This is a genomic window from Shinella sedimenti, from assembly GCF_022601905.1.
GTDB classification, from domain to species: domain Bacteria; phylum Pseudomonadota; class Alphaproteobacteria; order Rhizobiales; family Rhizobiaceae; genus Shinella; species Shinella sedimenti.
Map to the genome: position 1 here is coordinate 315,137 of NZ_JAKVIN010000006.1, position 14,365 is coordinate 329,501.

Sequence of the window (14,365 nt, forward strand, 5' to 3'; positions counted from 1 at the left end):
GCCGGAAATGCTCCTGGATCAGGCTAGTCTGGCCCGCAAGCGCGCCAGCATCGACCAAGCCGTCGCGCGCAGCGAGAGCACGTCGAGCAGGATGGCCGAGAGGCCGTAGGCGGCGATGCCGGCGCTGACGGCGATCAGCAGCGACAGGGCCGGTCCGAACGGGCTCATCGTCAGCACGGCAAATGTCGACCCGGCCATAATCGCAGTGGCGAGCGTCACCTTGCCGATATCTGCCAATCGAAAGGCGAGCGGCTGGGCCCGGAACGACAGTACATAGCCGAGAACCATGCCGCAGAATTCGGTGAAGACAAGCGCCCAGGCAGCACCCACAAGGCCATAGGCCGGCACCAGGAGGAACATCGCACCCAGATTGATCGCGAGCATTGCCAGCCCCTGGTAGAGCATCAGCGAGGGCTTTCGGCCGAGATGGAAGCTTGCATGCACATATTGCTGGGTGATCGCCTGGAAGAGCCAGGAGAAGGCCAGGATCGGCATGACCGTTTCACCGGCTTCGCGAAATTCAGCACCCAGCATGAGCTGCGAGAGCGGGCGCGCGACGAGTGCCAGCCCCACGACCGCCGGCAGCACGACCGCCAGCAGCAGCTCGGCGCTGCGTTCCAGATGGTGGCGGGCGGCAAGCGGCTCGTCATTGGCCAGCAGGCGCGCGGCGACGGGAATTATCGCCGAGCCGATGGCGATGGACGGGAAGAGGATGATCTGCCGCACGAGATCGGCGACAGCACCGTAGGTTCCCGCTCCGGCTTCGCCCAGATAGGCGAGGATGATCAGGCGGTCGAGCAGCGCATGCAGAGCGAAGGCACCGCCCGAAATGGTCATCGGCACGCCAAACTGCACGAGATTGCGCAGGATCGCGTGGTCGAAGCCGCGGCGCGGCCCACGCCAGACGCTTGGCGCGGAAACCAGTGCCGCCAGCGCATAACCCAGACAGATGCCGACCAGAAACCCTTCTCCGCCGTAACCGGCAAGCACGAAGACCATGGAAAGCGCGAAAGAGGCGACCGAACGCAGGATGACGGCGCGCGCGTAGGACCCCGCTTCCTGCCGGACCCGGAAGATATCCTGACCGAATTCGAAGAAGGCGAGGAGAAAAGCCACGAGCACCGCAAACGCGCCCTGCCAGAACGGTACATTGGCAAGGAGGGAGGCGATGCCTGCCGTGACCGGCGCGAGAAGCAGCAGGCCCAGATAGCAGATGAGCGCGGTGCCGCGCATGTCCGTTTCCGGACCGCCATGATTGAAGCGGACGACGGATAGCCGGATCCAGGAAAAGGCGATTGCCGAGATCACGCCGGCAAGACCCATGATGACGACGTAGAGGCCGTATTGATCGGGCGTCAGCAGATGCGTGAAGACGACGATGGACAAGAAGCCCAGGATCGCCGACACCATATGGGCTGCGAGGTATGTGGAAGCCTGCCTCAACATGCCTCAGGCTCCCGCTACGGCCTGCTTGATCGTCCGCATCATCGGCTTTTCCCTGTAGTTCTCGTCCAGAGGCAGCGGGCGGTTGGCGTATCCGTCCGAGCGCTTGTACCAGATGGGAACCCAGGTATAGCGGTCCGTTATGCCCCAGGTCAGGACAGCCGTCGGCCGCGTGACGTCGAGAATGGCGCCCAGCAGGGCGCCGACGCGCTTGGCGGCGATCGCATCTCTCTCCTTGAAATCAGCGGGAAGCTGGTCGTCGATGACGTCGAGTTCCGTTACCAGCACGTCGAGGCCGAGATCCTTGACGTCGGACACGAAACGCGAAACCTCGTCCTTGTCGATCTCCTCGTTACCCGGAAGGTGGGCCTGGAAGCCCAGTGCCTGAACGGGAACGTCGCGGTCGCGCAATCGGCGCAAAAGATCGAGCATCGCCCGGCGACGCGCGCTGGACTTCGCCGTTGCGGCCTCAAGCCCGTAGTCGTTGATGACGAGCTGGGCGTTCGGGTCGGCGGCACGGGCGGTGTGGAAAGCGAGATCGATATAATATTCGCCCAGGCTGGACGACCAGACGGATTCGCGCAGCCCGACGCGCGGGCCATCATCCGAAAGCGCCTCGTTGACGACGTCCCAGCTCGGGATGCGACCTTTGTAGCGCCCGACGACGGTTTCGATATGTGTCATCAGCTCCCGGCTCGTCTCGGCCTCGCCCTTCAGTTGCAGTGCCCAGTCGGGCATGGCGGCATACCAGGCAAGCGTATGGCCGCGCATCTTCATGCCGTTGGCTTCTGCGAAGGTGATGAGGCGGTCAGGCTGATCGTAGACATATTGAGAAGGAGAAGGGCGCAGGTCTGCCCATTTCAACCCGCCTTCGCCCACGACGAGATGGCAGTGTTCGATCAGCGCCTTCTGGTAGGCAGCGTCCGTCTGGAGCGGCCCGTCATTGACGGCGGCGCCAAACGGAATGGAAGAATGCGATTCGGCAGCGGCCCCTTCGAAGAGCCCGCGGGTCCACAGTGCCAGACCAGCGGCACCGGCCGCCGTGACGAAGTCTCGTCTGCGCATTCAAGCCACACTTTCCGTTCGACCCGCGGCGCGTCATGCGCGGAAGGCTGCGCCAGCGGGGCTGGCTTGTTCCCGCAATCATAGGGGCGAGGGGTAATTGCAACGTTAAGAGTAGTCCTTAACGCGTTCTTCAGACGGCAAATCTACAGTCTGGGCATCGTCGCGATCCCTGCATCGGTCTCGCGCGGCTCGATTTCGCGGATAATGCAAATGAACAGCACACCTCTCGACAGCAACGTGGAAGCCGTCGTCTGTATCCCAACCTTCCGCCGCCCGGCCTGGCTGCGCCAGACGCTCGAATCCGTGCTTTCGCAGAAAACCGATTTTCCTTTCGCCATCGTCGTCGTCGACAATGATGCGGCCAATCCCGCCGGCCACGACGTGGCGAAGGCAATGCTCGAGACATCCGGTATTGCCTCAACACTCGAGATCGAGCCCTCGCAGGGTAATTGTTATGCGATCAACCGCGCTTTTTCTTCTGCACTCCAACGCTATCCGTCGGCGCGCTGGTTTCTGATGATCGATGATGACGAGATCGCAGAGGCTGGTTGGCTGCAACATATGGTGGCTACGGCGCGCCGCAACGACTCCGATATCGTCGGCGGCCCCGTCACGCGGACATTCGAAGAGGATGTGCCCCCGTCCATCCGCAACCATGCGATCTTCGGCTCCATCGAAGGAGAGACGCGTCAGGTGGAAATGATCCACGGGTCGGGCAACTGCCTGATCGCTCGCCATGTTTTCGAGCGCTTCGGAGCGCCGTTCTTCGATTTGCGCTTCAATTTTCTCGGCGGGGGCGACATGGAATTCTTCACCCGCTGCCGGCTGGCCGGCTACAAGACCTGGTGGTGCGCCGAGGCGATCATCCACGAAACGGTCCCGTCCGATCGGTCCAATCCGAAGTGGCTCATGCAGCGGTCGATGCGCATCGGCAGCATTAACTTCGTGATCGATCGGCTGCATATGGGTGCCTTCGCCGGCGTGAAGGTGTTCGCGAAGAACATCGTCAGCCTCAGTCTTGGCGTTGTGCGCTCGCTGGCTATCCTCCTGCGGACCGGCGAAATCATTCCGGCAACCCATCCGCTGCTGATGTCGATTGGCCGTATGGCACCGCTTCTTGGGCTCACCCCAAGCCCGTATCAAGCGAAGGCCTGAGCGTCAGCCGCGACGCACGGGCTTGCCTGCGGCGGGCAGCGCGTCGTTTTTCGCCAGCGTCGAGCGGGCCTGCAGGCCGAGACCGAAGACGCTGAGCAGGATCGTGAACCAGACCGGCCCGGTGTTCACGTAGAAAGCACTTTCGAGGCACGACAGGAAAAGGCCGAAAAGCCAGATCCGCAGGAAAAGCCGGGTTAGGCGGATGTCGTTTTGGCTTTCAAGGGCTGCCGTCGCATTTCGCAGCGGCGAATAGACCATCCAGATCAGGGTCAGGATCAGGCCAGGCACGCCGGCATTCACCATGGCCTCAACATAGGCGTTATGGGCGTTTGCGGCCGTCACGGCCCAGGTTTCGAGGGCCGCGTCGCTATCGAACAGCGCCTGGGTCTGCCAGAAGGACTGGAAGCCGTAGCCGAGCAGCGGACGCTGTTCGATGGCGTCAATGGAGAGCCGCCAGATGGAGCTGCGGTCCGTGAAGGTCGCGTCGACGCCGAGGCTTGTCAGCGTGTCCGCAACCGTAGGCGATAATGCCGAGCCGAGGAGGATGGTGTTGGCGACGATGAGGATGCCCCACACCATCAGTCCGCGAACCCGTCTGAAGCGCTCGAAGGCCCAGGCGACCAGCAAGGTGAAGGGCACCATGATTGTCGAGGTCTTGCCGCCGGAGAACAGGACGAAGAGCAGCGCGCCGATGGCCAGTGCCCAGCCCAGGCGTTTCGATCCGGTAGAGACGATATAGAGGCCGATGAAGACGGCCATCGCCATGGCGGCAGCGGTGATGTTCTTGTGGCTGTAGATGCCGCGCCAGCTGCCGGCAAGCGAGGCTTCGAGGCCATCCGTCGCCTGGTGGATGGCGCGCACCGGCAGCGCGATGACCCCGATATAGGAAAGGCCGACGACAATGCTGACGATGCAGGCAAGGGTGAAGGTAAAATCCGCCTGGTTGCGCGGCACGAGCAGGAAGGCATTGGCGCAGAAGCAGACGATGACCACGAACATCATGCGCCGGAAACCGGCCGCAGGGTCATTCCCGAGCAGCGCCGTCGCCGTGAACCACAGGAGAATGAATGTCAGGAGAAGACGTTGCTGGAAGATGAGCTTCCACGCCCTTGTGGCCGCGAGGCTGGCGAGGATACCGCCCGCCATGAGCAGTACGATGATCTGATTGAGCGCACTGGAGCTTGCGCCCCATCCGGTGTCCGAGGTCAGTTCGGACATGTCGGGCAACGGCGAAAGCGTGATCCAGAAGTAGGCCATCACGATAAACAGGATGGGCTTGACCGAGCGGCGGCTGGCGGAAGGCTCGTGCTCAAAAGGCTTTATGACGGCGGTCGTTGCCATACCGGCCTTACGCGACATCACCCGGCCCTGCGCGGCGAAAGGCTTCGCCACAGGCCGAAGAGAATGGCAAGGCCTGCGCCGGCGATGAACCCGGCCATCAAGCCGGCAGCGAGGATAATGACACCCCTCGGCGGATAGCTACGATGGATCGGTGGCATCGGCTGGGTCACGACACGCACGTTGGTCGCATCGATGCGCTGGCGTTGTGCGGCTTCACTCGCACGGTTCATGTAGCTTTCGTATACGGAAGACTTCGCCTGCGCCTCGCGCTCCAGCTGGCGCAGCTGAAGCTGCGCTTCGGATTCCTTGAAGACGACGGACTGGGCGGTGCCGAGCTCGGCGTTCAGCCGGTCATAGGCGCCCTGTGCCTGCTCAAGCTCGGCCTTGCTGGACTGGACGACACGCTGGATTTCGGCCTGGATCTGCGCCTGGATCGCATCGGCTCGCGGTTTCAGGGCGAGAAGGCTCGGATGGCGGGGGCCGAGAACCGCGGATTGTGAGCGGATCTGCTGCTGGATCAGCGATTTCTGCGTCAGCAGGGCGGTCATCGTTTCCGACTGGGCGCTTGCGGCGTTGAGGCGGCTCTCTGGATCGTTCGAGGTCAGGCCCTTATGGCGGGCCTGTGCGAGAATGAGCCGTGCGCGCGCGTCGATGACCTGGCTGTTGACGCGGGTGGCGCTGGTCGAGCTTGCCAGCTCGCCGGCGCTTGATCGCAGGCCGTTTTCGCGCTTGAACGTCTCCACCTTGGCTTCGGCTTTTTCCACTTCAACCTTCAGGTCGTCGATGCGTGCCACCAGTGCCCTGGCGGCGCGGCCGGCGCCTTCGACCTGGGCATTGCCCAGTTCGTCCTGGAAGGATTCGATCAGTTTATTGGCGATCTCGACGGACTTGTCCGGATTTCCGCTCCAAACGCTGAGGCTGACGAGGAAGGAGCGCGTGTCGCGCCGCGCGTCGATGCGCTTTTCAAGCGCAGCAAGGGCATTTCGATCCGCGTCCGATGCCGGCTTTCCACCAAACTCCGGGTCTTTTGCCAGGTCGAGGCTCGTCACCACGCGTTCCAGGACATTGCCTGAAGTGATCAGGCGCAGCTTGCTTTCGACGGCAAGCAGCTGCGAGTCGCGTTGTGCGTTCTGCGAAAAGATGTCGTCAGCCACAACGTTCAGATCCGTCGGCTCGACCAGCAGTTCAGCATAGGTTGTGTAGCGCGGCGGCGTGATCTTGAGAAATGCAAAGGCTGCGACACCGCCGACGATGACCGTCGCAAGGATGAGCAACTTGTAGACAAGCAGCCATCCGAAAAGATTGGAGACTGTGAAGAGGTCCAGCCAGCTGGATGTGCCTGCCGTTTCCTCTTCCCGCGCATCGCGTTCAGCGGAGTAGCGAGGCTGGGCTAGGTTGTAATCGTTCGTAGCGCTGCGTTTGAGATAATCGCGGGCGCTAACCCGGGGTTTTGACGCGTGAACGGCGGCGACCGGCGGCGATGCGCGCAGCCGCTTCCTGTGTCCCCGGTCCGGGTGATCGTCAGTGTACATTCTCGAGCTCGCAGCGAATCCACGCTCGTTTAGAACAAATCAACCTTAACAGCCGATTAAAATGCCACTTCGACGGGAGCCCGGAGTGCGTAAATCCGGTCGCCGTTGCGCGCTGGAGTGTCGCGTTGCGGTGCGCTGAAACTGAGGGTTTCTTAACTGTAATCCCAGTTTGCCGACCCCAAAGGCCGCTGCGGCATTTCCCATTAACGGGTGTTTTCGAACTTTCCATCTAGGGTTTCGTCGAATTCTACGGAGGCACACCGTCCTGCGGCCCGCGTCATGGGTGCGGGCGAGGGCCGGGGTTTGGTTGAGACGATGAACGCGCCTGTACACCACAGAATGGATCTACCGCTGGCAGTCGACCTGGACGGGACACTGGTCTCGACGGACATGCTGTGGGAAACCGTCTTCCTCCTCCTGAAGAAGAACCCGCTTTATCTCTTCCTGCTTCCCGTCTGGCTGTATTCCGGCAAGGCGCGACTGAAATGGGAAATCGCTAAGCGCGTTACCGTTGATGCGAGCCATCTGCCCTATCGTAAGGACTTCCTTGCGTTCCTCCGGCGCGAGCATGCGGCGGGACGGCAGATCGTACTGGCCACTGCTTCGGCCGAGCCGATCGCCCGGGCTGTTGCGGATGAGCTGAAGCTTTTCAGCGCTGTTTATTCGACAAGTGCGGGAAACAATCTTTCCGCCAAACGCAAGGCGTCTGCGCTTTGCGCTGCCTATGGCGAAAAGGGCTTCGACTTTGCGGGTAACGACCGCGCCGATATTCCGGTGTTCGATGTCGCGCGCAGCGCCATCATCGTTGCGCCCGATGTTGCCGCTGATCGTTATCAGAAGCGTCACGGCACCCAGCGCTTCGATTCCCATAAGGCGAGCCTGAAGACTTATGTGAAGATGCTGCGGGTACATCAATGGCTGAAGAACCTGCTGGTCTTCGCTCCGGCCGTGCTGGCCCATACGATCGCCTATTCGGAAACGATCATTGCCTCCTCCATCGCCTTCCTGGCGTTTTCGTTCTCCGCGTCGGCAATCTATATCCTGAACGATATCATCGATCTGCCGCTCGACCGCCGCCACCCCACCAAACGCAACCGGCCGTTTGCCTCCGGCGCGTTGTCCATTCCGTTCGGGCTGACCATGTCGGCATGCCTGCTGCTTGCCGCAGCATCGCTTTGCCTCCTGCTGCCCGCCGCCTTCGCTGCTGTCATCGGAATCTATCTGATCGCCACGACGGCGTATTCGTTGTCGGTAAAGCGGATGCTTCTGATCGACGTTCTGTGCCTGGCCGGTCTTTACAGCCTTCGCCTGCTGGGCGGAAAGGCCGCGACCGAACTGCCGCTGTCGTTCTGGCTCGTAGCGTTCGCCCTGTTCTTCTTCCTCTCGCTCGCCCTCGTCAAACGCTATGTCGAATTGCAGGTCGCAACCGTTGACGAGCGGGACAGGATCGCAGGCCGTGGCTATCGCCCGGAGGATATCCAGGTGGTTGGACAGGCCGGCGTGTCATCCGCTTTCGCGGCGGCCCTCGTTCTGTCGCTCTACATCCAGTCACGGGAAACTGCCGAGCTTTATACCCAGCCGTGGCTGATCTGGCCGATCGTGCCCATCGTTCTCTACATCATCGTGCGTGTGTGGATCCTCGCGCATCGCCGGGAGATGCATGACGACCCCGTCGTCTTCATCGCCACCGACTGGCGCAGCCAGGCCTTTATCGTCCTCGGCGCATGCCTGCTTCTCGTTGCGAGTTTCATATGATGCGGGGAGCTTTCGACAGCTTCGGTCGCGTGAACCGGCATGAAAGACAGGGCCTCGCCCTCGATCTCGCGCTGAACGGTTTGCTCCGCCGGACGGGCACGCTTCCGAGCCTGCTCGCCTATGGCAACGGCCGCTCCTATGGAGACAGTTGCCACAACGACACGGGTGCTCTCGTTGCGATGCGCTCGCGACACGCGATCATCGATTTCGATCCGGCGACGGGCCTCATCGAGGCGGAGGCGGGCGTGAGCCTTGCCGAGATCATCGCGCATGCGGCCCCCTCCGGCTACTTCCTTCCGGTGACACCCGGCACGCGCTTCGTGACGCTGGGTGGCGCGATCGCTAATGACGTGCATGGCAAGAACCATCATGTCCGCGGCACCTTCGGCTGCCATGTCGAGAGCCTGGAGCTCCTGCGCTCCGACGGGGTCGTCCATCACTGCTCCGCGTTGGAAAATACGGGTCTTTTCGCGGCCACCATTGGCGGCATGGGCCTGACCGGTCTGGTGCTGAGCGCTAAGCTTCGCCTCATGCCTGTCGGCTCGCTCGATATCGAGGAACGGATCACCGCCTTCGCCAATCTCGACGGCTATTTCGATCTGGCCGAAGCCGCCGATGCCGAAAATGAGTATGCGGTCGCGTGGGTGGATCAGCTCGCTGCCGGAGATTCGGCCGGCCGTGGCGTGCTGATCAGCGGAAATCATGCGGGGAACGGAAATTTCAAGACAGATGACAGGGCGGCGCGCCTGAGCGTTCCCTTCGATCTGCCGTTCTCCATGCTGAACGGACTGAGCCTGCGCCTGTTCAACGGCGCCTATTTCCTTGCCAAGAAGCGCAAGGAGGCGCCGCATATCAGCGGTTACGGCGCATTCTTTTACCCGCTCGACGGTATCGGGGGCTGGAACCGGCTCTATGGCCCGGCCGGTCTCTACCAGCACCAGAGCGTCATTCCCTTCGATGCTGCGCGTGCGGTCATCCCGGAGATGCTGGCGGCCAGCCGCACGGCCGGCCATGCCTCGTTCCTGACCGTGCTGAAGCGGTTCGGAACGGTGCCGTCGCCGGGCCTCCTGTCCTTCCCGCAGCCCGGCTACACGCTGACGATGGATTTTCCCAATCGGGGTGCTTCGACCCATGCCCTGCTCGAAACACTTGACCGGATGACCGTCGCCGCCGGCGGGCGGGTCAATCCCTACAAGGATGGGCGGATGAGTGCCGCAACCTTCCAGGCCGGGTTTCCGGAATGGGCGGCGCTGGAAAGCATGCGCGACCCTGCCTTCTGCTCGGATTTCTGGCGGCGCACCGCGCTGACGCTACAGGGCCGCGATGATGCCGCCGGCCGCAAGGACACATGAGGACACCATGAAGTATATTCCGTTCATCCTGTTCACGGTCATGACCAATGCGGCGGCGCAGCTGCTTTTGAAGTACGGCATGATCACGCTCGGCCCGCTCAGCTTCTCATCGGAATCGCTGATCCAGAAGATTTTCCAGATCGTGTTCAATCCGTGGGTGTTCGCGGGGCTGGCGATGTTCGTGATCTCCATGGCCTCGCATCTCTATGTGCTCTCGAAGGTCGACCTTTCCTTCGCCTACCCGTTCCTCAGCCTGGCCTATGTCGCAGTAGCACTTTGCGCATGGCTGCTGTTCAAGGAGGAACTGGGCGCGCTCAAGATTGCAGGCATCGCCTTCATCTGCGTCGGCACGATCCTGATTGCGCAGAGCGGCAGCAAGTCGGCCGAAACCGAGACGGCGGCGGCGAGCTACAAGCTCAACAAGACCTGACATCGATCCAGAAACAAGAACTCCATCAGATAAGACAGGGATAGGACCATGAAACACATTATTTTCGGCGGTGACGGTTTTGTCGGGCGCTACCTCGCACCCCGCCTGCTCGCCGACGGCCATGAGGTCGTGGTTGCCGACATCGTGAAGAGCGATCTCGCTCACTATCGCGACGTGCGTTTCGTGGAGACCGATGTCACGGACCCGGCGTCCATCGCCAAGCTCGGTATCGGCGCCGACGACATGGTCTACAATCTGTCCGCCAAGATGCTGTCGCCCATCCAGGTGCGCGCCAAGCGGCACGATTTCTTCTTCCCGGTGAACTATTACGGCACGGAGAACATCATCAAGGCGATGGATGCGGCGGGTGCGAAATCGCTCGTGCACTTCACCACCGACATGGTCTATGGCCACACCTATACCTGGCCGCAGAAGGAGGATCACCCCTGCGCGCCGCTGGGCGAGTACGGGCTGTCCAAGCTCAAGACGGAGGAACTGGCGGCCGACTGGCGCCAGCGTGGCATGAATATTTCGCTTTTCCGCCCGCGTCTCATCATCGGTCCCGGCCGCCTCGGCATCCTGTCCAAGCTGTTCAAGCTGATCGACAGCAACCTTCCGGTGCCGATGATCGGCTCGGGTAAAAACCCGTACCAGTTCATCTCGGTGTTCGATTGCGCTTCGGCGGCGCATGCCGCCTTCAAGGCCGGCGTGCCGAACGAGGTCTACAATCTTGGCTCGCTGAATCCGCCGCCGGTGCGCAAGCTGCTCGGCGATCTGGTCAAGCATGCCGGCTCGAAGTCTATCCTGCTGCCGACGCCGGCCTGGGCGGTCAAACAGGTCCTCAACATGCTGGATCTCGTCAATATGCCGCTGATGGATCCCGAACAGTATCTCATCGCTGACGAGATGTGCGTTCTCGACGTATCCAAGGGCGAGCGGGAACTCGGCTGGGTGCCGCAGTACCGCGACGAGGACATGCTGATCGCCGCCTATACGGAATATCGCAAGAAAATCGGCGGCAGCGTCGAGGCCCATGTCGGCCAGTCCAAAGCTGCCTGAGGAGAACAAAATGAACAGTCAAGTCCGCCTGGCCCACACCGAGGTTTCCACGCCGGTCACGCCGAAGCCCGCCCTTCTTTCCGTCGACGACGCCAAGGCCCTCGACCTCGCGAAGATGACGGAGATCTTCACCAGCCATCTCAACCCCGGCCAGCTGCATTTCATGAAGCTGCTCGGCTTCCACAAGATCAAGGTCGAGCGTGCCGATGGCATGTACTACTACGACCAGAATGGCCGCAAGATCCTCGATTTCTTCGGCGGTTTCGGTTCGCTCGCCTTTGGCCACAACCATCCGCGTATCGTCGCGGCGCGCCAGGCCTTCCAGAACGAGAAGCGCCACGAGATCGCGATCGCCTTCATGTCGCAATATGCGACGGCGCTTGCCCATAACCTCGCAGCCTGTTCTCCCGGCGATCTCGACATGGTGTTCCTCGGCTCCTCCGGCTCGGAAGCCATGGAGGCGGCTATCAAGGTGGCCGAGCGCGCCGTCGGCCCCGCCAAGCCGAAGATCGTCTATGCGACGAACTCCTTCCACGGCAAGACCAAGGGCGTTCTGTCCATTACGGACGGCCCGCTCTACCGCGGCGAATTCAAGCTGGTCGAAAACAATGTGCGCGTGCCGTTCGGCGATATCGAGGCCATCGAGAACGCCTTCCGCTCCGATCCGCAGATCGGCGTGATCGTGCTGGAAACCGTGCAGGGTGGCGGCGGCATCATCCAGGCCGACGAAGCCTTCTGGAAAAAGCTGCGCCAGCTCTGCGATCAGTATGGCGTGCTGTGGGTGGCCGACGAGGTCCAGTGCGGCTTCGGTCGTACCGGCAAGTTTTACGCGTTCGAGCATTACGGCGTCGTGCCTGATGTGACGGCGCTCGCCAAGTCGCTCGGCGGTGGCAAGGCAGCGGTGGGTGCGATGATCGCTCGTCGCGAGGTCTATATGAAGGCCTATGGAACGCCCAAGACAGCGATGATCCATGCCATGGCGACCTTCGGCGGCATCGGCGAGGCCTGCATCACCTCCATCGAGGCGCTGAATGTGCTTTACGACGAGGGGCTGATCGACAATTCGGCCGAGGTCGGCGACTATCTGCTGGAGCGGCTGCAGGCCTTGCAGGCGCGCTATCCGACGCTCCTCAAGGAAGTGCGTGGCAAGGGCATGATGGTGGGCCTGGAGTTCCACGATTTCTCTCAGGCCATGCCGATGGTCCTGCGCCCCTTGCTTTCGGTGCTGGACGACAAACTCAAGGGCTCGCTGCCGGGCTTTATCGGCAGCCATCTGCTGCGCGATCACGGCGTTCTGGTGGCCTTCACCGAGTACAACCGCAATGTCATCCGGTTGGAACCGCCGCTCATCTGCGAACGCAGCCATGTGGATGATTTCATTACCGCGCTGGATGAGGTCCTGTCGCGCGGCATCGTCAAGATCGTCCGCGATTTCGTGACGGCACAGATGAAATAAATCCGCCACCGCGGAGAAAGAAGAGGCCGGGGAAACCCGGCCTTTTTTATTGCGTCTGCAGGTCGGGCCGCAACAGCAGATCCCAGCAGGATGTCAGCGCAACAACCTTGCGGCCTTGAAGCGCCTGCGCGTAGGTGGCCTGAAGGTCGCGGCGCGCCCAGGTATAGGGGCAGTTCGGTTTCAGAATGCCCGCCGTCGCCTCGATCGCCCGCCGCGTCTCCGGCGTCATCTCGCCGACGGTCCTGGACGGGTCGCGACCGATCTGGACATGGCGGGTCGGCGTGCGGTTCAGGATCCAGGGAAACGGATCGGTGAAGTCGAGCGTCATGACGCTGTCGAGGCGCATGTTGTTCGACGTCTCGAATGTCTCCAGCGCCGCAAGCATCCTGTTTGCCGAAAGCAGCCATTGGAGCTGGTTGTCGGGTTCGGAATAATATTGCCAGCCGGGCATTTGTTCGTGCCTGGCAAGGTCCTCGTAGGCCGGCTCGAAGCTGGCGAAGTGGTCATCGAGCATCTCGGCGCGCGCAAGGATGTCGTGGCGTGCTGAGACCTGGCCGACATTGCGCAGGCGTGACAGGTCTGGCTGCTCGTAAAGCGGCATCACCGCGACGGCCCTCATCGTCTTGGCACTGATGGCCGATGCGGTCGGGATCGTGCAGAAGGCGGCGAGTGCGACGAAGACGACGCGTGTCCGTTTTTCGAGCGGCGCGACGCGGCCATAGATCATCAGCAGGACAGGCCAGATGAAAATGAACTCCTGGCTGCCGGTGTTCTGCGTCTCGTAGATCACGCCACCGGCCATCGCCACACAGAACCACACCGTGCTGCTGTCGAGGAGGCGGACGGAACGGTCACGGTGGCGCAAATCGAGCCAGGCGAGAAGCACGGCAAGAGCCACCGCCGGCACGATGACATCGAATTTCGCCGAAACGACCGTGCGGAAGCGCGGCAGGAAGGTACCTTCGTTGAGCGATGCCAGTTGCAGGATATCGCGGATATAGGCAGAAACCATTCCCGTTGCGAGTTCGAGCGCTGCAAGCGGCACCGCGAAGGCGACGGCTGCCAAAAGGGCGGTGCGAACCGAAAGCCGGCCGGACAGCATGGCAATGACCCCGAGCAGCCCGCCGACGAGAAAGCCTGTGATCTTGATCGTGAACAGGGCAAGGCCTGCGACGGCGCAGAACAGGGCAAGCCTGCGCCCGTCAGGCAGGAAAAGCAGCCCGCAGGTCAGCACGTAAAGCAGGATAACGCCTTGCCGGTTGTAGATGCCGAAGCCGTCCACGCCGGGCAGGGGATGGTAGAACTGCGCATTGGAAGGGAAAACGGCAAAGGCCAGTGCCGGAATGAGAAGCGCGAAGGCGAGGCCCCGGCTAGTCTTCGACACCTCTGACACGACAACCGCCATCAGGGGCGCGATGACCACGAGGAGCGACCATTGCGCCAGCAGGAGCGGCTGGGCCGCCGGAAAGAGCTTCAGCCCCCATGCGAACAGGTAATAGCCGAGTGGCCCGACCGGCGCGGCAAAATCGACGCTCGGCATCTGGCCGACGGCGATCCGTTGCGCCGCATCGATATACAGGAACGTGTCCCAGTACATCGGGCCGATGGGCAACACGAGCCTGACGCAGAGCAGTACGGCCAGCAGCGCGGCGGTGAGCCAGAGCCAGAATGCGGGTGCACCGAGGGTACGCAATATGGGGGAGGGCTGCTGGGCTGTCGGCGTCACGGATCGGTCCATTCGTTCTTGAGCAAGGCCGCGTCAGGCCTAGCGGAAAGC

11 protein-coding genes are annotated in these 14,365 nt (G+C 62.0%); 6 read left to right on the top strand and 5 right to left on the bottom strand.

From position 1 onward, the window contains the following. Positions 1–18: 18 nt before the first annotated feature. A complete protein-coding gene (locus MKI86_RS15820) occupies positions 19–1,446 on the bottom strand; it encodes an oligosaccharide flippase family protein (protein ID WP_241602188.1) in 1,428 nt (475 codons plus the stop codon). A gap of 3 nt (positions 1,447–1,449) precedes the next feature. After that, positions 1,450–2,508: an endo-1,4-beta-xylanase gene (locus tag MKI86_RS15825; protein ID WP_241602191.1), complete on the bottom strand. Its 1,059-nt coding sequence runs from the start codon at positions 2,506–2,508 to the stop codon at positions 1,450–1,452. Positions 2,509–2,718: 210 nt separating this feature from the next. On the opposite strand from MKI86_RS15825, the gene MKI86_RS15830 reads away from it, so the two are divergent. Next, positions 2,719–3,663, top strand: a complete 945-nt coding sequence (locus tag MKI86_RS15830; protein ID WP_241602194.1) for a glycosyltransferase family 2 protein — start codon at positions 2,719–2,721, stop codon at positions 3,661–3,663. A 3-nt stretch (positions 3,664–3,666) separates the two neighbouring features. Here MKI86_RS15830 and MKI86_RS15835 read toward each other — a convergent pair whose 3' ends face one another. Together MKI86_RS15835 and MKI86_RS15840 are read right to left on the bottom strand one after the other, a co-directional pair. Further along, positions 3,667–5,022, bottom strand: coding sequence for an O-antigen ligase family protein (locus tag MKI86_RS15835; protein ID WP_241602210.1), 1,356 nt, complete (start codon positions 5,020–5,022; stop codon positions 3,667–3,669). Continuing rightward, the gene (locus MKI86_RS15840) at positions 5,022–6,536 is read right to left on the bottom strand and encodes a GumC family protein (RefSeq protein WP_241602213.1); all 1,515 of its coding nucleotides are present in this window, start codon (positions 6,534–6,536) and stop codon (positions 5,022–5,024) included. The genes MKI86_RS15835 and MKI86_RS15840 overlap by 1 nt, the downstream gene beginning before the upstream one ends. Before the next feature lie 315 nt (positions 6,537–6,851). On the opposite strand from MKI86_RS15840, the gene MKI86_RS15845 reads away from it, so the two are divergent. From MKI86_RS15845 to MKI86_RS15865, 5 genes are read left to right on the top strand one after another with little or no spacing between them, the layout of a single operon-like run. Then, complete coding sequence (locus tag MKI86_RS15845) at positions 6,852–8,291, top strand: UbiA family prenyltransferase (RefSeq protein WP_241602216.1); 1,440 nt, start codon at positions 6,852–6,854, stop codon at positions 8,289–8,291. Beyond that, complete coding sequence (locus tag MKI86_RS15850) at positions 8,291–9,643, top strand: FAD-binding oxidoreductase (RefSeq protein ID WP_241602536.1); 1,353 nt, start codon at positions 8,291–8,293, stop codon at positions 9,641–9,643. The genes MKI86_RS15845 and MKI86_RS15850 overlap by 1 nt, the downstream gene beginning before the upstream one ends. Positions 9,644–9,650: 7 nt before the next feature. After that, positions 9,651–10,073 carry an EamA family transporter gene (locus MKI86_RS15855; protein WP_241602219.1) on the top strand — a complete coding sequence of 141 codons (423 nt, stop codon included), beginning with the start codon at positions 9,651–9,653 and terminating at the stop codon, positions 10,071–10,073. Between the two features lie 48 nt (positions 10,074–10,121). Continuing rightward, the gene (locus MKI86_RS15860; protein ID WP_241602222.1) at positions 10,122–11,132 is read left to right on the top strand and encodes an NAD-dependent epimerase/dehydratase family protein; all 1,011 of its coding nucleotides are present in this window, start codon (positions 10,122–10,124) and stop codon (positions 11,130–11,132) included. A 10-nt stretch (positions 11,133–11,142) separates the two neighbouring features. After that, a complete protein-coding gene (locus MKI86_RS15865; protein WP_241602225.1) occupies positions 11,143–12,588 on the top strand; it encodes an aspartate aminotransferase family protein in 1,446 nt (481 codons plus the stop codon). 46 nt (positions 12,589–12,634) lie between these two features. On the opposite strand, the gene MKI86_RS15870 is transcribed toward MKI86_RS15865, so the two are convergent. Continuing rightward, positions 12,635–14,314: a hypothetical protein gene (locus tag MKI86_RS15870; RefSeq protein ID WP_370879987.1), complete on the bottom strand. Its 1,680-nt coding sequence runs from the start codon at positions 14,312–14,314 to the stop codon at positions 12,635–12,637. Between the last annotated feature and the right edge of the window lie 51 nt (positions 14,315–14,365).